General features: G+C 61.1%; 17 protein-coding genes. 5 read left to right on the top strand and 12 right to left on the bottom strand.

The window, feature by feature from the left end:
* Positions 1–87 precede the first annotated feature (87 nt).
* Both SGJ19_08970 and SGJ19_08965 read left to right on the top strand, forming a co-directional pair.
* Positions 88–4,044, top strand: a complete 3,957-nt coding sequence (locus SGJ19_08970; GenBank protein MDZ4780371.1) for a plastocyanin/azurin family copper-binding protein — start codon at positions 88–90, stop codon at positions 4,042–4,044.
* A gap of 29 nt (positions 4,045–4,073) precedes the next feature.
* Positions 4,074–7,352, top strand: coding sequence for a DUF6797 domain-containing protein (locus tag SGJ19_08965; protein ID MDZ4780370.1), 3,279 nt, complete (start codon positions 4,074–4,076; stop codon positions 7,350–7,352).
* A gap of 16 nt (positions 7,353–7,368) precedes the next feature.
* Here SGJ19_08965 and SGJ19_08960 read toward each other — a convergent pair whose 3' ends face one another.
* Both SGJ19_08960 and SGJ19_08955 read right to left on the bottom strand, forming a co-directional pair.
* Entirely contained in the window at positions 7,369–7,719 is a 351-nt protein-coding gene (locus SGJ19_08960; protein MDZ4780369.1) for a cupin domain-containing protein, read from the bottom strand.
* Between the two features lie 82 nt (positions 7,720–7,801).
* Complete coding sequence (locus SGJ19_08955) at positions 7,802–8,569, bottom strand: GNAT family N-acetyltransferase (GenBank protein MDZ4780368.1); 768 nt, start codon at positions 8,567–8,569, stop codon at positions 7,802–7,804.
* A gap of 159 nt (positions 8,570–8,728) precedes the next feature.
* Between SGJ19_08955 and eboE the strand changes: the two genes are divergently transcribed.
* Entirely contained in the window at positions 8,729–9,898 is a 1,170-nt protein-coding gene (gene eboE / locus SGJ19_08950) for a metabolite traffic protein EboE (GenBank protein MDZ4780367.1), read from the top strand.
* Between the two features lie 82 nt (positions 9,899–9,980).
* Positions 9,981–10,631, top strand: coding sequence for a hypothetical protein (locus tag SGJ19_08945; GenBank protein MDZ4780366.1), 651 nt, complete (start codon positions 9,981–9,983; stop codon positions 10,629–10,631).
* Here the strand turns inward: SGJ19_08945 and SGJ19_08940 are convergent.
* From SGJ19_08940 to SGJ19_08930, 3 genes are all read right to left on the bottom strand, one after another.
* Positions 10,628–11,263 carry a Uma2 family endonuclease gene (locus SGJ19_08940; protein ID MDZ4780365.1) on the bottom strand — a complete coding sequence of 212 codons (636 nt, stop codon included), beginning with the start codon at positions 11,261–11,263 and terminating at the stop codon, positions 10,628–10,630. The two genes, SGJ19_08945 and SGJ19_08940, sit on opposite strands and share 4 nt — an antisense overlap.
* A gap of 38 nt (positions 11,264–11,301) precedes the next feature.
* Positions 11,302–11,922 (bottom strand): Uma2 family endonuclease, encoded by a 621-nt coding sequence (locus SGJ19_08935; protein ID MDZ4780364.1) that lies wholly within the window; start codon positions 11,920–11,922, stop codon positions 11,302–11,304.
* Between the two features lie 68 nt (positions 11,923–11,990).
* Positions 11,991–13,100, bottom strand: a complete 1,110-nt coding sequence (locus SGJ19_08930) for a 3-oxoacyl-ACP synthase III (protein MDZ4780363.1) — start codon at positions 13,098–13,100, stop codon at positions 11,991–11,993.
* A gap of 588 nt (positions 13,101–13,688) precedes the next feature.
* Here SGJ19_08930 and SGJ19_08925 point away from each other — a divergent pair.
* Positions 13,689–14,441, top strand: coding sequence for a gamma-glutamyl-gamma-aminobutyrate hydrolase family protein (locus tag SGJ19_08925; GenBank protein MDZ4780362.1), 753 nt, complete (start codon positions 13,689–13,691; stop codon positions 14,439–14,441).
* Positions 14,442–14,564: 123 nt separating this feature from the next.
* Here SGJ19_08925 and xerC read toward each other — a convergent pair whose 3' ends face one another.
* The 7 genes from xerC to tssI form a co-directional block, all read right to left on the bottom strand.
* Positions 14,565–15,467 carry a tyrosine recombinase XerC gene (xerC, locus tag SGJ19_08920; protein MDZ4780361.1) on the bottom strand — a complete coding sequence of 301 codons (903 nt, stop codon included), beginning with the start codon at positions 15,465–15,467 and terminating at the stop codon, positions 14,565–14,567.
* 145 nt (positions 15,468–15,612) lie between these two features.
* Positions 15,613–15,861, bottom strand: a complete 249-nt coding sequence (locus SGJ19_08915) for a hypothetical protein (protein MDZ4780360.1) — start codon at positions 15,859–15,861, stop codon at positions 15,613–15,615.
* A gap of 66 nt (positions 15,862–15,927) precedes the next feature.
* The gene (locus tag SGJ19_08910) at positions 15,928–16,917 is read right to left on the bottom strand and encodes a hypothetical protein (protein MDZ4780359.1); all 990 of its coding nucleotides are present in this window, start codon (positions 16,915–16,917) and stop codon (positions 15,928–15,930) included.
* Positions 16,918–17,417: 500 nt separating this feature from the next.
* On the bottom strand, positions 17,418–17,963 hold the full coding sequence (locus SGJ19_08905; protein MDZ4780358.1) for a hypothetical protein: 546 nt from the start codon (positions 17,961–17,963) through the stop codon (positions 17,418–17,420).
* Between the two features lie 347 nt (positions 17,964–18,310).
* A complete protein-coding gene (locus SGJ19_08900) occupies positions 18,311–18,910 on the bottom strand; it encodes a hypothetical protein (protein MDZ4780357.1) in 600 nt (199 codons plus the stop codon).
* 5 nt (positions 18,911–18,915) lie between these two features.
* Positions 18,916–19,938: a PAAR domain-containing protein gene (locus SGJ19_08895; GenBank protein MDZ4780356.1), complete on the bottom strand. Its 1,023-nt coding sequence runs from the start codon at positions 19,936–19,938 to the stop codon at positions 18,916–18,918.
* Positions 19,939–20,101: 163 nt separating this feature from the next.
* On the bottom strand, positions 20,102–22,321 hold the full coding sequence (gene tssI, locus SGJ19_08890; GenBank protein ID MDZ4780355.1) for a type VI secretion system tip protein TssI/VgrG: 2,220 nt from the start codon (positions 22,319–22,321) through the stop codon (positions 20,102–20,104).
* Between the last annotated feature and the right edge of the window lie 151 nt (positions 22,322–22,472).

Raw genomic sequence — 22,472 nt, 5'->3', positions numbered from 1 at the left:
CCGGAGGATGGTCGGGCCAAATGCGCTCGGTTACCATAGAGTGGTCGCCGCCGCCCTCGCCAGCCTCCCGCCTGATCGCGATTCCGCATGAAACCGCTGCTGCTGACGCTCTTGCTGCTTGTCCAGGCCACGGTCGCTTTCGCGGCCGAACCGAGCTTATATGCCCGCGAAAACCTGGTCGCCTGGTGCATCGTGCCGTTCGACGCCGCGCGGCGCGGGCCGGAGGAACGAGCGGCGATGTTGGAGCGCATGGGAATCAAACAATTCGCCTACGATTGGCGCGACGAGCACATTCCGACGTTCGACGAGGAAGTCGCGGCGTGCGCGCGCCACGGCGTAAAGATCACGGCCTGGTGGACGAGCGGGCCGGAATTGAACGAGGTGAACCGCCGCATTCTGGATGTCGCGCGACGGCATCAACTCAAGCTGCAGTTCTGGGTGATGATGGGCGAACCGGCCGCGCCGGACCAGGCCGGCAAGGTTCAAGCGGCGGCAGAGGCGTTGCGGCCGTTCACGGAGGAGGCCGCCAAGTTGGATTGCCAGGTCGGGCTCTACAACCACGGCGGCTGGTTCGGCGAGCCGGAGAATCAACTGGCGATCATCGAAGCGCTACGAATGCCCAACGTCGGCATCGTCTACAACCAGCATCACGGGCACGCGCACGTCGATCGCTTCGCCGCGCTGCTGGAAAAATTGAAACCGCATCTGTTGGCATTGAACTTAAACGGCATGGTCCGCGACGGTGAGGCCAACGGGCAAAAGATTGTCCCGATCGGCGCGGGCGAGTTGGATTTGGATTTGTTGCGCACGATCGAGAAGAGCGGTTATCGCGGACCTATCGGCATCTTGAATCACACGGAACTCGACGCCGAAGCGAGGTTGTTGGATAACCTCGACGGCTTGGAATGGCTCAATCGACAACTACGCGGTGAGGACGCCGGCCCGCGGCCGACGTATCGCAGCTACGAACCGCCTGCCGTGCAAAGCCAGAACGAAGTGCAGCAAACGCTTGAACTGCTGGCGAACGCGCGGGTGCTGGGCAACTTTGCGCGCGGGGCGGCGGTGTTCGCTTCGACGAAGTTCGCTTGCAACGCTTGCCACAAAGTCGGCGTGGTGGGCGGTACGATTGGTCCCGACTTGTCCTCGGTTGGCGTTTGCCTCCGACCGGAAGAGATCGCGGAATCGTTGCTGTGGCCCAAGCGGAAAATCAAACCCGGCTACGAGGCCACGGCGATCGCCACGAGCGCCGGGCATTTGCATCAGGGATATGTCACCGGTGAAACCGACGAAGCGCTTGATTTGCGCATCGCGGCGACGCAGGAGATCGTCATCGTCGCCAAGGGGGAAATCGAGGAACGACAAGAGATCGGCACGCTGATGCCGGACGGGCTGGCTGAGGCGATGACCGCGCAGGAACGGCACGACGTCTTAAAATTCTTGCTCGATCTGGGGCGCGGCGACGGCAGCGCCGCGGCGGCGATGCTGGCGCATGCCCATCAACCGGCGGAGTTCGAGTACGACTTCGCGCCACTCGAACCGAACGCCTGGCCGCATCGCGAGCAGCCGGTGAATCGCGATCGCTTGTACGACTTCTACGCGAAGCAAGCCGAGCATTTTCGACAGGCGCCGAATGGCTATGGGCTACTTGCGCCGTATCCAGGCATGGACGGCGGACGCTACGGACATTGGGGCAATCAGAGCGAAGCGACCTGGGCGGACGACCGTTGGAACGCAACCGACCTGGGATCATTGCAATGCGGCGTGTTCCACGCCGATGAACTTGTCGTGCCACGCGCCGTATGCGTACGCTTGGGCGAGCGAGGTGAGTTGGCCGCCTGCTTCAACCCGGATACGCTGCAGTATGAAGCGGTGTGGGACGGCGGCTTTGTACGGTTTTCGTCCGTGCGGCACGGCTTCATGGACGGGTTGTTGATCGATGGAAAGCGACTTGCACACACTCCTGGTGAAAAGCCCGCAGCGCCGTTTCGCTATCTCGGCTTTCACAGATACGGGAAACAGGTGCTGTTTCGGTATCGTATCGGCGAAGTGGAATACCTGGATGCTCCTGGGGTGAATGAAGGAGCGTTCACGTGCACGGTGGCGCCGCTCAATCAACATCCATTGCGCCATTTGATTGCCGGCGGTCCGTCTCAATGGCCGCAGGAATTGACGACGCGCGGCGAACTTGGAAGCGAATCGCCGTACGCACTCGACACCATCACCGTGCCGGCGGAAAACCCGTGGAAGGCGCCGATGTTTTTCGGCGGCCATGATTTCCTGCCAAACGGCACGGCGCGGCTTTGCACGATGCAAGGTGATGTCTGGAACGTCACTGGATTGGATGGTGATTTAGGCACGATCACTTGGCGACGTTTCGCCGCCGGATTACATCATGCCCAAGGCGTCGTGGTTCACGACGGACAGACTTATGTCTTGGGACGCGATCAAATCACGCGTCTACACGACCTGAACCAAGACGGCGAGGCGGACTATTACGAGTGTTTCAGCAACGTTTACGCCACTTCGTCCGCCGGGCACGATTTCATCTGCGGCCTCGAACGTGATGCCGAAGATCGATTTTACGTCGCGTCCGGCAACGAAGGATTGCTCCGCATCAGCGCCGATGGACTGCAAGTGGATTGCCTGGCGCGCGGCTTTCGCAATCCGGATGGATTAGGCTTATTCCGCGATGGCTCGGTGACCGTGCCGTGTTCGGAAGGGGAATGGACCGCGACGTCGATGATTTGCCAGATCCCGTCGCGCATGGGCGATGCAGCTTCAACGCTTCCGATCGATCCTGCCACTCCGCCGTTCTATGGCTACGGCGGGCCGCGAACAGGCTTCGCTCCGAATTTGCCTCTAGTGTATTTGCCGCGTGGTCTAGACAACTCCGCCGGCGGCCAACTCGAAGTGACGAGCTCCGCGTGGGGGCCGCTCCAAGGCGCGGCGATTCACTTTTCCTACGGCACAGGAAATCACTTCTTGTTGCTTCGCGACGAGACGACGGAAGGGCCGATTCCTGGACAAGTGCAGGGCGCAGTCGTGCCATTGCCCGGCGATTTTCTCTCCGGCGCGCACCGCGGGCGATTTGCTCCGCACGATGGGCAGCTCTATGTAACCGGCATGGGCGGTTGGGGGACGTATACGATCGCCGACGGTTCATTCCAACGCGTGCGATTCACGGGCGCGCAGGTGCAATTGCCGGTCAAATACTCAGTGCGAAGCAACGGCATCCTGGTCACGTTCAGCGAGTCACTTGATCCAGCGACCGCGACCATCGCCGAGAATCACTTCGCACAAGCTTGGAACTATCGCTACAGCTCCGCTTACGGATCTCAGGAGTTTTCCATCAGCCACCCGGACACGCCGGCGCATGATCGCATGGCAATTGCGTCGGCGCATGTCTTGCCGGACGGCAAGACGCTGTTTCTCGAAATGCGCGACATGCAGCCGGTGAATCAACTGCACTTGCGCCTCAAGCCGGACAGTTCGCACGCGGTCGATATGTTCCTCACCGTGCATGGCTGGAGCGAGCCGTTCACGGAGTTCCCCGGCTACGCGCCGCGCGAACATGCTGCGTTGCCGCACCCGCTGTTGGCCGACCTGGCGCGGCTCAACCAGCCAAAACTGCCGAACCCTTGGCGAGAATCGATCGTCGGCGCGCGGGACATTGACGTCGCCGCCGGCAAGAACCTCACGTTCGCCACGTCATCCTTCACCGTCCGCGCCGGCGAACCCCTGGCGGTGACGTTCACAAATCCCGACGTCGTGCCGCACAACTGGGTGCTGTTGCGGCCAGGTTCGATGCCGCGCGTGGGCGATCTGGTCAACAAACTTGTCGCCGTGCCTGAGGCGGCGGCCCGGCAGTACATTCCGGAAACGGATGACGTACTCGCCTACGTCGACGTCACGTCGCCGGCAGAACGCGAGACGATTTATTTCACGGCCCCCACGGAGCCGGGCCGGTATCCGTTTATCTGTTCCTTTCCGGGACATTGGATGGTGATGAACGGACAAATGATCGTCGAAGCTGAAACGCCTTAGTTCAGTACCATTACAGCCTTCTATTGCGCATGATTTACAAGATGCAATACGCGTTCCTGTCGCTTGCGATCGTTGTGAGCTTCTTGGCTGCACCCGTGCGCTGTTTCGGCGAAGGTACGATCGCGGACCAACTCACGGCGGAAAGGGCCGAGTCACTGGCCGCCGCCGCGCGCCGCGATGGGGACGCCCGGCGCGGCGCGATTGTGTTCCACTTGCCGCAAGCAACCTGCACGCGCTGCCATGCCGTTGACGGTCATTCGCCTTCACTTGGCCCCAGCCTGACCGCGAGTAAGGAATCGCTCGACGACACGCAGATCGTCGAATCGATTCTGTCACCGTCCAAAGCCATTCGCAAAGGTTACGAAACCGTGACCGTCGTCACCAAGGACGGGCGCACGTTGACCGGCGTGTTAGCGGAGTCGACGGAGCAAGCGTGCAAACTTTGGGATCCGGCCGGCGGCGGCGCGCAGATCGTTGTGCCGCGCGACGAGATCGAGGAGCAGGCCGTTTCCGACGTCTCGCTGATGCCGGAAGGCGTGGCGAATCAGCTCACGAGCCGGCAACAATTCTTGGACTTAGCGCGTTACCTATTCGAAATCCGTGACGGAGGACTTGCCCGTGCGCGCGAATTGCAGCCACCTGCGTCCGCTTACGCACTGCAGATTCCGGAATACGAGCAGCACGTCGATCACGCCGGGTTGATTCGGGCGCTTGACGACGCGGCGCTCGAACGCGGTCGCGCGATTTACGAGCGCGTCTGCCAGAACTGCCACGGGACGGCGGAGCGCGCCGGTTCGCTCCCGACGTCGCTCAAGTTCTCCAGCGGCGTGTTCCGAAGCGGCTTCGATCCGGCGGGCATGTATCGCACGCTCACGCACGGCTTCGGGCAAATGACGCCGCAGACATGGATGGTGCCGCGACAGAAGTACGATGTGATTCATTTTGTTCGCGAAACATACCTACGCTCGTTGAATGCGTCGCAGTACGCGGCCGTGGACGACGATTATCTGGCGAGCTTGCCCACGGGGGATACCTTCGGCCCGGAACCGATGACGATCGAACCGTGGTCGGCGATGGACTACGGGCCGACGCTCACGCACACCTACGAGCGCGGCGATGACGGCACGAACTTCGCTTATAAGGGCGTGGCGGTGCGATTGGATCAAGGCGCCGGCGGCGTCGCCCGCGGCAAGGCGTGGATGATTTTCGACCACGACACGATGCGCATCGCGGCCGCCTGGTCCGGCGAAGGCTTCATCGACTGGAACGGCGTGCAATTCGACGGGCAGCATGAGATTCATCCGCGACTCGTCGGGGAAATCGCGTTTGCCAATGAGACGGGCCCTGGTTGGGCGAATCCGCGCACCGGCAAGTTCGACGACGACCAACGTGTCGTCGGCCGTGACGGGCGTCGCTACGGGCCATTGCCGCGCGATTGGGCTCAATATCACGGCCAATATCAGCACGGCCAGCGCGCCGTCTTTTCCTATCGCGTCGGAGACGCCGAGATTCTCGAAATGCCGGGCGGGGCGTATTCCACGGGGGAATCAACGATGTCGTCCGCGAATCCGTACTTCACGCGTGCGTTCCGCATTAATGCACATGAGCGCGAATTGCGATTGCTCGTGGCGACGCAGCTGGTCGAAGGCGCGCGGATCGAAGCGGCTGGCGATCGCGTTCGCTGCGGGGCCATCGTGTCAGGTCTTTCGCGGCGTATTCCCGGATCCAAATGGTATTTGGATGGACAGCGACTTTGCTTGAGCATTCCCACGAGCGACGTTCCGCAGCGGTTTGTGCTGTGGGCTGCGTCGCGGGCCGAGATCGCCGCGCCGTTGCTCGACGATGCAGCGCCGGATTTGGACGCGCTCACGAACGGGGGTCCGGACTTATGGCCGGAGCGGCTGACAACAACCGCGCAAATCGGATCGAACGAAGGCCCGTTCGCCGTCGATACGCTCGTTCACCCCGAGGCGAACCCGTGGCTCGCGCAGATGCGTTTCACGGGTCTCGATTTCTACGACGACGGCGACCGTTTAGCAGCCTGTACCTGGGATGGCGATGTCTGGGTGGTCAGCGGATTGTCATGGCTCTCAACGACGCCAACGGCGACTCCGTATCCGTCGGCAAATCTGCTAACCTGGCGGCGCGTGGCCACCGGGCTGTTTCAACCGCTCGGAATCAAGATCATCGACGGCGTGTTGCACGTTACGTGTCGCGATCAACTCGTCGTACTGCGCGATCGCAACGGCGACGGCGCCACCGATTTCTATGAGTGCCTCAACAACGACCACCAGGTGACCGAGCATTTCCATGAATTCGCGATGGGTCTGCAGACTGACGCCGACGGCAACTTCTACTATGCCAAGTCGGCCCGGCATGCATTGAAGGCGATCGTGCCGCAGCATGGGACGCTGTTGCGCGTCAGCCGCGACGGTTCGCGCACGGACATTCTCGCGAACGGCTTCCGTGCCGCGAACGGCGTCTGCTTGAATCCCGACGGTTCTTTTTTCGTCACCGATCAGGAAGGCCATTGGAACCCGAAGAATCGCATCAATTGGGTCACGCTCGATCCCTCCGGCAAGCCAAAGTTCTACGGCAACCTGTTCGGCTACCATGACGTGACCGATCCTTCCGACGAGCGCATGGAAAAGCCGCTCTGTTGGATCACCAACGCGTTCGATCGCTCGCCAGCGGAACTTGTATGGGTGAACAGCGAAAAATGGGGACCGCTCAACGGCCGGTTGTTGAATCTCTCCTACGGCTATGGAAAAGCCTTCGTCGTCCCGCACGAGCACGTGGACGGAGTGATGCAAGGAGGCATGTGCGAATTGCCGTTTCCGGCGCTGCCGACTGGCATCATGCGGGGTCGGTTTCATCCGCAGGACGGGCAACTCTACACCTGCGGGATGTTCGCCTGGGCCGGCAGCGCGATCCAGCCCGGCGGACTCTATCGCATCCGCGCGACCGGCCAGCCGATGCATTTGCCGGTCGGATTGCACGCCACTCGAAGCGGAATGCAAATCACCTTTACCGAGCCGTTGGATGAGGAAGCAGCACGGGAACTCTTGAACTATCAGGTAACCACGTGGTCGCTCAAACGCACCGAGAACTACGGCTCGGACCATTACGGCACGAAGCACGTCGCCGTCGAGTCCGTTCAGGTCTCCGCTGATCGGAAAACCATAACGCTACTGATGCCTGATATTCAGCCCACGTGGTGCATGGAGATCAACTACTCGCTCAAGCTGGCAGACGGAGCGCCATTTCTCGGCGTGATTCACAACACGGTGCATCAATTAAGCGAATAGCCTCCGCCGCCGCGGTCTACTCCAACTCGTGAACGTCGCCGAGCACGCCGCGCGGAATGCAGACCGTCAACACGGTCAGCTTGCCGATGGCTTTGTGCTTGACGCCGCGCGGGACGTAGACGACGACGCCTTGGTGCAGTTCGATCACCTCGTCGTCCAGGATCATCGTTCCCTGGCCGTCGATGATGTAGTAGAACTCGTCGGTCCGCTCGTGGTAGTGCAGCTTCGCGTCTTGAATCTCGACGTGATGCACTTCGCCCGCGGCCTCGTCGCGCTCTTCCACGAGACATCGAATCGTCCCGCAGGTCTCCGCCCAGGGCGTCGCCTCAGCCGGATCCCGCCGCAAGCATTTGGTTGTAGTCGCCATCACCACCTCCTATTTCAATTCAAGAACCCGACACCTGAATCCTCCCGCTCTCTCCCTCTCCGTGCCTCCGTGGTGCATCCGCCTAAAGTCTGTCCGGATCGATCTCCGCCAGCAAGATATGCCCGCAAGGGACGAAGCCAGCCCGTTGCAGCGTTCGGCGCGAGGCGACGTTCGACGGATTGCAGCGCGCCGAGGGAATGCTGCCGCGCTCATAGCAATGCCGTTTGAGTTCTTGCACCAAGAAGGCGCCGACGCCACGGCGGCGAAACGATTCGGCCACGTGCATGTAAATGTCGCCGTAGGGGCGATTGTAGTGATAGAGAATCCCGCCTGCCGCGGCGACTTCGCCATCGACCGTCGCCAGCCAATCGGCGTCGGCGTCGAGCTGCCTCGCTTTGATTTGCTCAACGTCGTTCGGCCGAGCGCGGCGCACGACGGCTCCCGGTAATAAATGTGACGTGGTCACGCGGTCATGAAACAGAATACTGTCGCTCTTGATATCGCGTCCGAACAGATGGAGCATCGGCGTGATCAGCGGATCGTTCGACTGGATCTCCATGCGCATCACTTGCGTGGCCGCGACCCAGGCACAGAACAGATCGAAGATGCGGGCGCGGTGCGCGGGCAGGACGTAGTACTCAAACAGCGCCGGTTTGCCTGTCCACGGGCCGCCGACGCAGACGGAACCGTACCCGACCGTGGTCTCGCCCGCTTGCAACAGATACGGCTCCGTCCAGCCTGGTCGGGAATGGAGGGAATCATGAATGATCTGACAGTTCATCTCCTGCCGGTAGAGATCGCGCCACGGCAGAATGTCTTGAACGGTGGCGGCGACGGCGGAAAAGGGCATCGTGCAGGTGTCCACAACGCGAAATCGAGCCGAATACAGCGAGCGAAGTCGCATTGTAACGATGTCCCGCCGCGGGGGCGAATCGGCTGAAAACTCGACGGCGATGGTGTATCCTAGAGGATTGTCCGCCAGCCGACCCCTGCCAGCAGGTTGCCGTAAGTGAAGCCGATTCTGGGTTACTGCACCAACGTCCACGCCGGCGCCGATTGGACGACGACCCAGGCGAATCTGGCCCGCTATGCCGTGGCCGTCCGCGAGCGCGTCTCGCCGCAGGAAGCCATGGGGGTCGGGCTTTGGCTTTCCAACTCGGCGGCGGAGTCGCTCGGAAACCCAGCGGCGGCCGAGAGTTTTCGCGTCTGGCTGGCGTCGCACGGATTGCGTCCCTTCACCGTGAACGGTTTTCCGTACGGCGATTTCCATCAGCCGGTCGTGAAGCACCGCGTCTATGAGCCGAACTGGTTCGACCGGCGGCGTGTGGAATACACCAAACAACTCGCCACGCTGCTGGCGGCGTTGTTGCCCTCGGGCCAAGGGGGCAGCATTTCGACGTTGCCGCTGTGCTGGGGGACGCCGGCGCCGACCGCAATTCAGCTCGACCTGGCCGCGGCGCATGTCCGTGAAGTCGGCGAACATTTGCACGCGCTCCGCGAGACGACGGGCCACGAGATCGTCCTCTCGATCGAGCCGGAGCCAGGCTGTGCGATTCAACGCGTAGGCGACGTATTGAGTTTCTTCCATGAGCAGCTCTGGCAGAGGAAAACCCCCGCCGAAACGTTGCGACGACACATCGGCGTTTGCCACGACGTTTGTCACAGCGTCGTGATGTACGAGGAGCAGGCCGACGTATTGGAGCAGTATCACCGCGCCGGCATTCGCGTCGGCAAAGTTCAGGTCTCTTCCGCCGTGACCGTCGATTTCGCCCGACTTGCTCCGGACGAGCGGCGTCAGGCGATCGAACAATTGCATGGCTTCGACGAGAGACGTTATCTGCATCAGACGAACATTCGTCAGGCTAACGGGGAAGTGCGGTTTTACGAGGATCTGTCGCAGCCGCTCGCAGAAGTCGGCGACGCCGTGGCGCTGACGAGCGAATGGCGAATTCATTTCCACGTGCCGGTTTACGTGCAACGGTTCGGGCAACTCCAGGCCTCTCAACCGGCGATCGTCGACGCGCTCGGCGCATTGCGGCGTTTTCATCCCGACGTGACCGACTACGAAGTCGAAACCTACGCCTGGGGCGTGCTGCCGGCGGAACTGCAGCAACCGAATCTCGCGGCCGGCATCGCGGAAGAGATGCGCTGGTGCGCCGCGGCGATGCGCACCGCCTGAGAAGAGTTTGCTTTCCGACGTTCCGTTCCGCTATGCTGGCCTGCGGAACAATGATTCGAGGCAATAACTTCGCGAGGCTCTCATGTCCGCTCGCACCGTGCTCAGCCCATGGTCTGTTTCGCTGCGGGAACTACTGCTCCTCGTGGCCTTAGTCGGACTGGCCTGCGTCTCGCTCAAATTCGCCAACGACTGGTTCTGGATCGGGCTCTCCACCGCGGCGATGTTGCTGTTCATGGCCGCAATGGTCGTGGCCTTCATCGATCGCGGGTCCCGGCAGGCGTTCGCGATCGGCTTTGTGCTTTGCGCCGGCATGTACGCTGCGGCCGTCGCGCTGGCGGCGGCCAAGAATGGGCGGGAATTCGATCCCTACGCCGGTTCATTGCCGACGACCAAGCTGATGCGCTGGCCGTTCGAGAAAATGGTGCTCGTGGAGTACCTGGTGATGGACGCCAACATGCAATACGACCAGTCCATGCGCTTCCGCACGCCACAAGAAGCGGCGACGTATCGGGCGACGCTCGGACTCCCCAACATGATGGGCGGCATGGGAGGCGGTTTCGGCGGCGGCGGCTTCCCGGGGGGCGTCAGCGGCACGGAGACGCCAATGCGAGAGGACTTCCTCGGCGTCGCCCACATCTGGTGGGGACTGCTGCTCGGCTACTGCGGCGGGCGATTTGCGAAGTTGGTCTATGTGCGCCGCGAACAGCGATCACCGGACACCAGCGCCGCCTAGGGCAGCAATTCCGCGACGGCAATTTCGCCCACCTGCTTCCCGCCAAGCAAAAGCGGCGCCTTCTCCCCGTGCATGAACACTTGCGACTTGCGATATGCCGGTTGCTCAACGTCGCCGGTCGGATCACTGAACACTTCCAGCTGGCGGCCCTTGAGGTTGAGAATCCAGTACACAGGAACGCCGGCTCGGGCGTAAATTCGGGCCTTGATCCCGCGATCGCAACGCAACGACGAATCGGCGACCTCAACGATGAGTTCGATTTCCTGGCCTTCGGGGAACCGATGAGCGTGATCGCTCATTTTTCCACGCGTGAAAGCACAATCGGGTTCCGGGCGGCTATCGGAAGTCGCAATCCCCATTTGCACGCGGACATAATGGTCCGCGGAGCAGAGTTTCCGCAACGCTTCTTCCGTTTTGAGAATGCTGTAGTCATGCTCGGGATACCGCACCATCATTTTAATAATCGCCCCTTCCAATAATTCCAGTCGCTCATCCTCGTCCAAGATGCCGGCCTGCGCCATGCTCATATATTCATCCGGCGTAAACCGGCGGCTGGCGAGAAACAACTCAGCCTGCTCCGCGAGCGGATCACAGATCGCATCTTCCAGTTTTGTTTCTACGATCGTTGCCATAATTGAGTTCTCCTCTGGTGCTTCGTGCCTGACCGGCGCTACGGCAACAAATCCGCTACGGCGATGTCCCCCACCTGCTTGTCACCAAGTACAAGGGAAACGTTCTCGCCGACTTTGAACACAAGGGTCTTGAGATAACCGGGTTGCTCCGCTTCGCCGGTCGGATCGCTCCACACTTCCAACTGTCGCTCGGGCAGATTCACAATCCAGTAGATGGAAATTCCTGCCGCCGCGTAGATTCGCGCCTTCGTCGTGCGATCGATTCTCAATGAGGAATCCGACACTTCGACCACTAGCGCGATCTCGCTCGCCGACGGATGGTGATCGATATAGTGCCGTGTTTCGCCGATGACGATTGTGCAGTCCGGCTCAGGGACACTTGCGCCGAGTTGGATGGAAGATTGAACGCGAAGATCATAACCGGCCGGTAATCGCCGATCGAGCGCTTTGGAGACGAGTCGCAGTGCTACCTCGTGCGGCGGCACCCGGGTCATCATTGGAACAATTAGTCCTTCCAAAAGCTCCAGGCGTTCGTCGTCACCGAACATGCCCAGTGCGATCAAGCGGACGTACTCGTCCACAGTGAAACGCCGCGAACGCAGCTCAGGCGCATCCGCCGGGACCTGGAGCGACGAGTTGGGAATGTCCGCGATGGCCATCGTTTGTCGAATTGAGGTGACGGGCTCGATCTCGCTTACTACTATTCTGTGCCGCAGGTCCACAGCGGTCAAATCGACAACCGCTCGCTCAGAGCGTTGCGTCGGGCCTTATGGGGTTCGCTCGGCATCCCCTGCCAGGCCACGCCGGCCATCACCACGTTAATTCCGGAACCGATGCCCAAGAGGGACACCCGGTCATCGCGCTGGAGCCAGCCTTGTTCGATGCCCATCGCCATCGTAATTGGCAGTGAGACGCTCCCCATGTTGCCCAGGAAGACGACGGTTGGAAAATCCATCACGGGGTCGAGTTGCAACGACTCGAACAACAACTTGCGATGCGCCGCGCCAACTTGGTGGCAGAAAGTCTTGTTGACGTCGGCGCGCTGCCAACTCGCCTCTTCCAGATGGAAATCGAACGTCCGCCGCGCGGCCGCGACGCCTTCGATCAACAGCTTTTCGCTGTCCGTATCCATCAACGGGGCCATGCCGGAGCCGATCGCTTCGTCGTGGCCGTTGTGGCAAAGCTGATGATGCGCCGTGTACGCTCGCGCCGTGCCGGACGTCAAGCGGTTGCCCAACTGGCTCAATTCTTTGTCCACCAGCAACATTGCGCAGCTGCCTGATCCGATCGTCAACGACGCCACAGCGAGTTTCATCTGCGCACGGGTCAGCGATGTATCCCGATTGAGTTGATCGATCGTCGTCTCCACCAGCGGCCGGCTGCTTTCGGTGCCGACGACCAGGCCGGCGCGAATTTGTCCAAGTTCGATCATATTGGCGACTTGCAACATGCCGTTCAACAGCCCGAGGCAGGCGTTGGACACGTCGTAGATCGCGCACTCTTCGGACAAGCCCAGACCATGATGCACGGCGCAAGCGGTGGCCGGCTCCAGATGATCGCGGCAGACCGAGCCATGCACCAAGGCGCCGATGAGACCGCGTTCGATGCCAGCGGCGGCGATCGCTTTTTCGCCGCTCTCAATGCTCTTCGCGCTGGGCAGCGTTCCGGGAGCCCAGAATCGTCGCTCACGAATTCCCGTCATCAATTCCAGTCGCCCCTCGGGCAACCTCAATCGCTCGTACAAGGGCCGCAATCGCTCTTCGATCTCGGCCGAGGTGACGACTTCATCGGGAAGCGTGTATCCGAAGCTTTCCAAACAGACGTTTTGGTAGCGCATAGGGCGGGTGTCAGTGAGTCTTATTTCGCGTGGAATCGCGGGGATAGTGCGATATTCGAATCGCGGCTGCAAGTCCCTGCTTATTCTCCCCTGCTAACCGCCGATCGTAAACCCATGCGCGCCAGCAGTTTCTGCTAGCACCGAGGTGCTTGCCCAGGTTGTAGGGGTCGGCAGGATTCCGGGTACCAAATCGCGTGGGGCGCTTGCGGCTCAATTCCTCAGGCGTATAACCGCCCCCGTGGCAAGTCGCACGTCAACGGATCATTACACGTTGCGGCTTGCAGATCACGAGACCACTGACGATAGGGACGTCAACTCAGGACCAACAAACCCAGGACGGGTGGAACGAAACGCCGACGCTTGGCGGCGACGTCACGTCAGGGAATTGACGGGACGAACGCCGATCGGCCGGGCAAGTTCGAGCCGCATGAACGCGTGCTGGAATCTTGCAGCGCCCCAGCGGTCTCACCAGGTTCGGCGCCTCAGCTCGCCTCTCTTGCGCGCGTCTCCCGGGACGGTCTCAGACCTACGCGTGACGAGTCTTTTTTCGAACACAGGACGTGTTCCAAGAAAACAAAGGAGTCGACGATGTCGCAAGCCAAGCCGCTGATCGGAATCAATGCTGACTACCGGGCCGCCAAGAAGGACGCTCCGGCCTTCAGTTTTCTGACCGCGGGATACTTTGACTCGGTGGTGGCCGCGGGGGGGATTCCCGTCGTCATTCCGCCGTTGGCCGACGAAGACGATCTGGAACGCGTGCTCCACATGCTGGACGGAATCATTCTGACCGGCGGCGCCGACCTGGACCCGCGCCGCGACGGTTTCATGCTTCACCCCTCGATTCGTACGCTCGACGCCCGTCGCGAAACCTTCGATCGCATGCTGGTGCAAATGGCCGCCCGCAAGCGCATCCCGGTGTTCGGCATCGGCGTCGGCATGCAGTTGTTGAACTTGTCGCAGGGAGGCAATCTCTTCCTGCACATCCCCGAAGACCTCCCCAAGGCGGTGCCGCACAAGGATCCGATCGATCCGGCCCACCGTCATGCCCTCGAAGTGGTGCCCGGCTCGATCATGGAACGCGTGTATGGCGAAGGAGAAATCCGCGTCAACAGCATGCACCACATGGCCGTTGACGAAGTGGCGCCGGGCTTCCGCGTCACGGCCCGTTGCCCGGACGGCGTGGTGGAAGCGATCGAAAGCACCCAGGACGCCTGGTTCGCTTTCGGCACGCAATTCCATCCGGAAGCGGACAGCGCCTCGGCGCTCGACCTGCGCATCTTCGAAGAATTCCTCGGCGGCATCCGCGGCGAAGTCGTCGAATCGGTGCGGCTGGTCGCCTAGTTCTTCGCGACCATCGAAACACTGCGTGTGAGTTTCCTCCGCCAGCTTTTGGCGGAGGGAGCTTGCCGTGGGTTTCGAGCAGTGCGGCCGAGGTCACAGACCTCGGCTACAGAAGGGGCGAGCCTAGCGTGCTCGCGGGTGCGCTTTTTCATAAGCCGCGCGAAGGGCGGCCGTGCTGACGTGCGTGTAGATTTGCGTCGTCACCAGGCTCTTGTGGCCGAGCAATTCCTGCACGCTGCGGATATCCGCGCCGCGATCCAGCAGGTGCGTGGCGAAGCTATGCCGCAGGGTGTGCGGCGTCGTGCGCTGGTCGAGGCCGGATTCGCGGAGGTATTTTTCCAGCAACCGTCCCACGCTTCGCGTGGTGAGGCGTTTGCCCAACCGGCTCACGAACACCGGCGCGGCCAGTCCCTGTTTTTCTCGCGGATGCAATTTGCGTTCGCCCAGCCAGACGCGCAATGCCCTGGAAGCGTGCGAACCGATCGGTGACAGGCGCTCACGGCGTCCTTTTCCACGCACGCGTAACACGTCCGCCGCAAAATCGAGATCGCCGTCGTTCAGTCCGACGAGTTCGCTGACGCGCAAGCCGGCGGAGTAGAGCGTTTCGAGTATCGCCCTGTCGCGCAGTCCGCTGGCGTTAGCGACGGTCGGCGTCTCCAGCAGGCGGCCGAGTTCGTCGGATGAGAGAAAATGCGGTAAGTGCTGGCTGCGGCGCGGCGTCCGCAAGGGCTTGGCCGGATTGCTCTTGGCCCAACCTTCACGCTGGCCGAAGCGAAAGAAGCTCCGTAGCGCCGCCAGTCTCCGCGCGATCGTTGTCTTGGCGTACTGCTGTTGGTGCAAATGCGCGAGATAGCCGCGCAAATCCAGCGTGGTCACATGCCCGGCGTCAGGAGCATGTCCGCCGTAGTTTTCACCCAGAAACGTGGAGAGATTCGCCAGGTCCTCACGATAACTCTTCAACGTCAACGCCGAAGCATTCCGCTCGGCATTCAAATACTGCAGAAACCGTCCGACTTCGGTTTGCATGGCAGGGTGCGATTTTCACTTTACCGCGGAGGCGTCTAGGAGTTTGAAGTTTTCAGTTTTCAGTGTCGCTTGAATGCTCGTGTACTGAAAACTGAACACTTCAAACTCGCTACCGTCCGACTCTGCGTGTCAAAGCGCCCAACGCCTAGCTTTCGTCTAAATCGCTCGACATCGGCAATTCGAACCGCGGCCGCGTCGCGGCCTGTTGCTGCTTGCTTTCCTGGCGGATTTTTTGGCTCAGCACCGCCGCGTCGTACCAGGAGAAGCTCAGCTCCGGGTTCGAGGCGAAACGGCCGAGCGTCCGCAGCGTTTCCGCGCGGCTGTGATCGTCGTACAGGAAGACGTAACGTTCGTCTCCCTTGACCAGCGCCAGAACATTGATGTCTTGCGTCACGTGAGTTCCTTGCTTGCGTCAAGCCGCGACGTTGTGTCGGAGCGATCCTTCGCCGCCGTTAGCTACTCATCGGCTTTCCGGCCACCGCCACACCACTCGCGATTCTCCAGCGCCGCCTCGCGCCGAGAGCATCTCGCTGATGTGCATATGGCAGCAAAACCGCGTAAAATCGTCCGTGCGTTCCAAGTAAGCGCGCCAGTCGCCGGCGCGTTGGTCGTTGCGGAAGTAGTAGTAACTCTCGAGCGCCGTGGTAAAGTCGGCGTCGTTGCCGTGATAAATCCGCGTATGCTGCAAAACCGGCTGCGTACTCTCATCGCAATCCGGACAGTCCACCGTCGGCACGCGCGGTGCGAATCCGCGCGGATCCGGCCAGGTCTCCGGCAAACCGACGCGCTTGCCGTCGGCGGCGAACATTTCCTCCGCGCCACTGGCGTGGACTACGCCGTCGGGCGAGTTTGACGAGTCTTCCGTCTGTAGCTCCAGGGGAAGCGATTCCGTCGGCGTTTCCGCGGGCTTGTAAGCCGGCGTCTGTGTTTTGAGCTGCTCTTTCGCCAACGCCATTTCCGCCTCGAACACCAGCCGATCGGGGATGTATTCCTCTTCGGTCGTCCCCCAAGGCAGCGCGTAACCGGGCGGAATCGGGTGATAGCAGGGATTGGCGGAATACCACTCCACCTGCATGCCCATCCGCGGCGGATAATACGGCGAGAAGTCCGTCACCGCGCCGATCACGATCGCGTCGACTTCCAACAACTGCGCTAGCCGCCGGGCTTCGCTGGGACTGGCAAGCTGAATGTTGTGTTGCTGCATCGCCGCTTCGACGACGCCCATCGGCACGACTTCAAAGCCGGGCACCGCTTGCAACTCGTTGAAATAAGCCAACGCCACACGGCGGCCGTCGACCGACCGCTCGCTGCTGGAGTTAAAGAAGGGGGCGACGGCGACCTTGGCAAGCTGGGGAAAGGGATTATGCACCTGCGGCTGCCGCGATGGGCGCGGCGCGATGGCGCAACCGCTTGCGAGGCCCAACAGCAAAAATAGCCAAACGGCGCGCATGGAACGAAGCTTCCTCAATCGGGAATGCGTCGCCCCCCGGCTGCATTCGAAAGGTCCGCGCCGCCGCAAGGCAACGGAACGAGACCATACGGCCGCTCTTATCGTCAGAAATTGCCCAGTCGCTGGAGACGAAATCGGGCCGTTGAGGTGAATCGTCCGTTTCTGGGGTTCACCACGGAGAACACGGAGAAGAGAAAGAGGGAGAAGCGAGCGGGGGCAAGTCGGTAGGGCGGGCCGTGCACGGGATAGAATTCAGTCGAAAAGTTCGGCGTCGCGCACCGATCGGCGACTAAGTACACCCGCATAAAGTTTGATGCGGGGTGCCACTGGCGGCTTGTCCGCCAGTGCTGGAGTTGGGCTTGCTAACGAGATCAAAACCGCACTGGCGGACAAGCCGCCAGTGGCACCCATCGCATTATTTCTTCTGCGTGTGCACTTAGAATTCGAGACGTAAGGCCCGCCGATTCAAACTGAAAACTGAAAACTTCAAACCCCGTTTACTAGCACGGCAATTTCGCCCAATTCACGAATTCGCTAGCAATCTGGCGATAGCACGCCAGCAGCGGCTTTTCCGCGAGTTGCGGCCAGGTTTCCAGCATTTTTGCCAGACCGGCTTTGACGTCGGGGTCGTGCGTTGGCTTGCGCTCCAGGTAGCCGGGCACGACGGCGTCGAAGCCTTCGTGGAACTGCCCCAGGCTGGTGAGGAATTTCTCGCTCATCCGCACGCCAGGCGTGAGATATCCGCCGATCGGCTCGTCCGGCTTCGCTTTCAGGCCGAGCGCTTCCGGCGTCACCGCTTGCATCTGTCGCAACGCGCCGTCCGCGGGATTCAAATGCGCCACGTAGCGCGGAGCCCAGAGAGTCAGGCTCCCGGCGTCGACGATCTCCGCGCGGCCAAACATGAAGGCAATCGTCGACGTCCCGCGAAAGCTCGCGACGATCGGCAACGACTGGTGCGTGAGCGGACCGAGCATCTGCCCGGCGTATTGTCGAGCACGGCTGACCAGTGCGCCGGCGCCAAGGCATTTTTGGGGAGCGGTTGCCATCTGCGGTCTCTGTATTTAGCAGGTCGTCTGGTTCTGGTTGTCTGTAGCCGGTCTCTGTGAGGCCGGACGTGAAGGGCTATGTCACGTCCCACGCGCCAAGGTCACAGTCCTTGTTGTTCCATACATTTCTTCCAGCCATTCAAAGGCAAACACGAAAGACACGAAAGGCACGAACATCTTGTAGAAAATCGGCTTGAGCTGCAAATTCCACCAGGACATTGGGTGGGCTGTGGGACCACCGTAGCGTTCCAAGCATGCCAAACGTTCGTGTTTTTCGTGCCTTTCGTGGTTCCTTCCGAGGTGTGTAGTACAACGAGGTCACAGACTTCGGCTACAGACGTGCGTATCTACTTGTTTTGTTCCAGCCAAGTAAAGAATTCTTTGCCGAGCGTTTCGTAGTACGGCTGCAGGGGCTTTTCGGCCAACTGAGCGAACAGCTCGCGAAATTCCTCAATCGCCTTTTTTGCGTCGGCGTCGGGGGCGCGACGTGCGGCGAACGATGGCAGCACTTGGTCATAGAGTTTCCACAACCGTTCGTACGCGGCGATCCGCTCTTGCGGCGTCGCGAATGACGGGCCTTGATGCATCCAGGCGTCGCCAGCTGGCGGCAATTTGATGCCCGCGGCGCGGACGTCGAGTTCCTCAAGGGCGACGAATTTGCCAGTGGCGTGGTCCGCGATCAACTTGTGCGACGGCGGCATGACGTAGACGCCTTGTTGCGGAACCACGCGCGTTCCATAAGCCAAGCGCACGATCAGCAGTTTCTTTTCCACGATCTCCGGAATGGGCAACGAGTAGACGGTCTCGTCGGAGAACATTTCCGTGTGAGCACCGATCTCCTGCACGATTTCCTGCATTCCCATCGCCGCATCCCCTTGGTCGTCGGCCAGGCCGCGACTGCTTAGTAGTATGAATCCAATCAGCAACGCGCCGAGGCCGCGGAACATGCTCGCTACCAAATTGGGTTGTTGGTCACTACGAACGGCACCGGGGCCTGCCCGCCAGCCGACGCCATGGCGGTGCGACCGTTCAACGCGGTTTGAAACTGCGCCGCGGTGACCGTCACGTTGCATTGGCCGACGCCGGTGTCGTTGTAAGTGACTTTGGTGATGTTCCCGTTGTCGTCGTATTCCATGCCGGTGACGGTAATCGCGTGCGCGCCGCTCTGCGTGCCCCAGCCGGGCATGCCGTTGGTGTCGATGGCCGCGATCGCGCCGCGCCCGTTCGAGAGTGAAACGCCGAGATCCGCGACTTGCGGACCAGCTGCCGTAGTTGGCAAGGTGGACGCCGGTACGCCGTTCGCCGCTAAGATTGCAACGCGGCCGTTCGCGTTGGTGCCGCCGCTCATCCAGGCCTGGTTCGCCGCGGTGACGACCGTGCCGTTGGACGTGCTGCCGATCGCCGGCTGGCCGGCATTGCCGCTGGCAATCGACTGATTGAACAGCGCTTCTTGCGAGACATTCGAGCCGTTCGCTTGGTTGATCAATTGTCGCGCGGATTCCACGCCGCAATTGTTATAGCTTTGCCCGGCGGTGTTGGCCTGCAACGGGGCCCCGCCAGGAGTCGTGGAACCCGCCGGGGGCGTGCGCCCGGCGGCGAGATTTTGGCACTGTTGGTTCCCGACGCGCGGATTGCCCGTAGTGCCCGAAAGGCCGATCAATACCGTCGGGCAGCATGGCGGCATGATCACCGAGCCGGGATGCGTCCCTTGATCGGTGAGCCGCGCCGCCGGCATGCCGGAGATTGGCACCGGGAACGCGCCCTTCAAAATGGGATTCGGCAATGGCGCCGGACTGATGCAGATACTCTGATCGCCCATCCGCGCGGCGGGCTTGCCACCGATCACGACCTGGATCGCTCCCGGAGGGACGATCGGCAAGCCCGGCGGCGGCGCATGCGGCAACGCCGCGGGCGTCGCTTGCGGCACGGCGCAAGCGATGGTATCGCCGATTCTCGCCGCTGGTTGTCCGCTCATGGCCTGATCCTCGTATCGGAATCTCGTAAATAATTCGTTCGATCGATCGTCCGTAGCGCTAGCGAGAGAGAGGAGCTTGCTGAGAGCTTCCTGCCCTGACTCTCGGCGACGTCAACTCTCCCTCGCTTGCGCTACGGGCTAGTGTTTGCAATTCAATTGAATGCTAGGTGTTAATTTTGACCATCGGGCCCTTGATCGTGATGATGCCGCTGGCGTCGATGTTCACCTTGCCGGCGCCGGCTTTCATCGTGACGTCGGTGCCGGAGATTTCGATCTTGCCGTCCTTTTTCATGACGATGCTGGCCGCGCCGGTCACGATTTCAATCTCATCGCCAGCGTCGATCTTCAGTTTCTTCTTGATCGACGCGGTCATGTCATCGCCGGCGGCCAGCTCGTACTTGCCGCCGATGGCCTCTTCCACGGCGCCGCCGACCGCGATCGCCATGGCGCCGCCGACCGCGTAGTTCATCGCGCCGCCCACGGTCACCGTGCGAACGCCGCCCACGGTGATCTCTTGCGCGGCGCCGACGGTGATGGAGTCGTTCACCCCGACGACATGCGTGCGAATGAGTCCTACGGTCAACGTGTCATTCATACCGATCGTCTGTTCGCGGTTCTCACCGACCGTCAGCGACTCGTTCTTGCCGACGGTCTCGGTGCGATTGACGCCGATCGAAATTGTTTCGTTGACCGACACGCTACGGGTACGGTTGTGCCGCACCTTTTCGCGCAAGTCGTGCTCGATCGTCGTGTCCATGTCGTACTGGCCATGGACGCGGATCAACTCCTTGCCGGGCGTGTCGTCCATGATGAATTCGTTGTAGCCGGAGCCTTTGTAGGTCTTCGACTTCATGCCGGAAATGACTTTGTTCTTTGCATTGTCCGGCCCGTCGAGCCCATACGGCGGCATATTCCCGGCGTTGTACACCCGGCCGGTGATCAGCGGGCGGTCGGGATCGCCGTCGATGAACGAGACGATCACCTCTTCGCCGATGCGCGGAATGTCGATGCCGCCGAAGCTCTTGCCGGCGTGGACCTGCGAGACCCGCATCCAGCAGGTCGTCTTGTCGTCTTGCTTTCCTTCACGGTCCCAGTAGAACTGCACTTTCACGCGACCGTACTTGTCCGTGAAGATTTCCTCGCCCGCAGGGCCGGTCACCACGGCCGTTTGCACGCTTTGAATCAACGGCTTCGTGGTGCGCCGCTCCGGACGGAACACGACGCTGTCCGGGATGCATTCGAACTCATTATGATAGGGCTCGACCTCGGCTGACGCTTCGTTAGCGTAGCTCGCCTCGCTCTGCGCGGTGTGCACCACGCGGGTCAGCACGTAGCCTTTCCCCTGTTCGCGCGACGAGTGATGCCCCACCAGCTTGAACTTGCCGCCAGGCGAGAATGAGCGGCACTGCCCCGCGCCGCGCACCGTGTCGAAGGCGACCTCTTCTTCTTCCATGCGGACTTTGACGTTCGCGTCGCCGTCGGCGCGGACTTCGTAACCGCCGGGGTACTCGTACTGTTCGAATTTTGAGTTGCCATCAAGCTTGACGACGCTGGACGCGTTCGCCATCAAACTCGTCGTCGGGGTTTCGAAGTTGTAATCCGTCTGCGCCCACTTGCCAGTGCGGAATTCGTATTGATGCTCCCAGTTCCAGATATGATCGGTGACGTTGCCCTCGCTGAGCTTGGCGCGGAACTCGACGTCCTTGTCCTTAGCGTCCTTGAAGGCGTCCTTATGGTCGCCAAGCATCAACGTGTGCTTGCCGTTTTCGTGCTGGAAGTAATAGAAGATGCCTTCCTCTTCCAGCAACCTCGAAACGAATTGAAAGTCGCTTTCGCGGTACTGCACGCAGTAGTCCCAAGTGGGATGATTGCCTTGCAGATCGAACTTGAAGTGCGTGAAGCCGAGATCGCTAAAGATCTGCTTGACGATGTCCGGCGCCTTCTTCCCCTGGAAGATGCGGCAATCGGTGGTTCGGGTCAGAAACCAGAGCCAAGGGACTACCTCGGCGCGGTATACGCTCAGCCGGTCGCCGCGACCGCAATACGTGAAGCGATTCACGAAGCCATTGAAGAACCGCGGCGAGCCATCGGGATAGTCGGCGCGAAACGTGACGTTCTTGCCGACAATCCCCGGCGCCGGCAGCCCGTCGTCCTCAGAAAGCAGGTCCAGTTTGAAGTGAAATAGCCGCGACATCTCCTCGGTCCCACTGAGCCGCGCCAATAACAGCGCGTCGGGGCCCAGCGGCGTTTCCAAACCTAAGCGATGCTCTTGCTGTTTAAAGGGGCACATGACGGTTAGCCGGTCGATGTCGGTGATGTGAATCAGAAGTTTCGTTTCGCGACCGGCGCCAACAAAAACGCCGGGCAATGAGCGGGCGCCCATTCCCGGCGGTCGGCGTGATCCCGCGGGGGATCACGTGATCCATTACTTTGTCAGTCGTTGGCGCGAACGACCCGACCGACGCGTACGAATTTCGCTGTGAAGCAAGGAGTGCGGACAAAGATGTCAGCGAAATCGTCGCACGTCGGCCGGG

This window comes from Planctomycetia bacterium, assembly GCA_034440135.1.
Classification (GTDB): domain Bacteria; phylum Planctomycetota; class Planctomycetia; order Pirellulales; family JALHLM01; genus JALHLM01.
This window is presented reverse-complemented; position numbering and strand designations above follow the sequence as displayed.

Bases quoted from the DNA above. Each gene is read 5' to 3' on its own strand.
- xerC (MDZ4780361.1), bottom strand. From the start codon at position 15,467: ATGCAAACCGAAGTCGGACGGTTTCTGCAGTATTTGAATGCCGAGCGG.
- SGJ19_08955 (MDZ4780368.1), bottom strand. From the start codon at position 8,569: ATGCCCTTTTCCGCCGTCGCCGCCACCGTTCAAGACATTCTGCCGTGG.
- SGJ19_08960 (MDZ4780369.1), bottom strand. From the start codon at position 7,719: ATGGCGACTACAACCAAATGCTTGCGGCGGGATCCGGCTGAGGCGACG.
- SGJ19_08925 (MDZ4780362.1), top strand. From the start codon at position 13,689: ATGTCGCAAGCCAAGCCGCTGATCGGAATCAATGCTGACTACCGGGCC.
- SGJ19_08910 (MDZ4780359.1), bottom strand. From the start codon at position 16,917: ATGCGCGCCGTTTGGCTATTTTTGCTGTTGGGCCTCGCAAGCGGTTGC.
- SGJ19_08945 (MDZ4780366.1), top strand. From the start codon at position 9,981: ATGTCCGCTCGCACCGTGCTCAGCCCATGGTCTGTTTCGCTGCGGGAA.
- SGJ19_08930 (MDZ4780363.1), bottom strand. From the start codon at position 13,100: ATGCGCTACCAAAACGTCTGTTTGGAAAGCTTCGGATACACGCTTCCC.
- SGJ19_08895 (MDZ4780356.1), bottom strand. From the start codon at position 19,938: ATGAGCGGACAACCAGCGGCGAGAATCGGCGATACCATCGCTTGCGCC.
- SGJ19_08965 (MDZ4780370.1), top strand. From the start codon at position 4,074: ATGATTTACAAGATGCAATACGCGTTCCTGTCGCTTGCGATCGTTGTG.
- SGJ19_08935 (MDZ4780364.1), bottom strand. From the start codon at position 11,922: ATGGCCATCGCGGACATTCCCAACTCGTCGCTCCAGGTCCCGGCGGAT.
- tssI (MDZ4780355.1), bottom strand. From the start codon at position 22,321: ATGGGCGCCCGCTCATTGCCCGGCGTTTTTGTTGGCGCCGGTCGCGAA.
- SGJ19_08940 (MDZ4780365.1), bottom strand. From the start codon at position 11,263: ATGGCAACGATCGTAGAAACAAAACTGGAAGATGCGATCTGTGATCCG.
- SGJ19_08970 (MDZ4780371.1), top strand. From the start codon at position 88: ATGAAACCGCTGCTGCTGACGCTCTTGCTGCTTGTCCAGGCCACGGTC.
- SGJ19_08905 (MDZ4780358.1), bottom strand. From the start codon at position 17,963: ATGGCAACCGCTCCCCAAAAATGCCTTGGCGCCGGCGCACTGGTCAGC.
- SGJ19_08900 (MDZ4780357.1), bottom strand. From the start codon at position 18,910: ATGTTCCGCGGCCTCGGCGCGTTGCTGATTGGATTCATACTACTAAGC.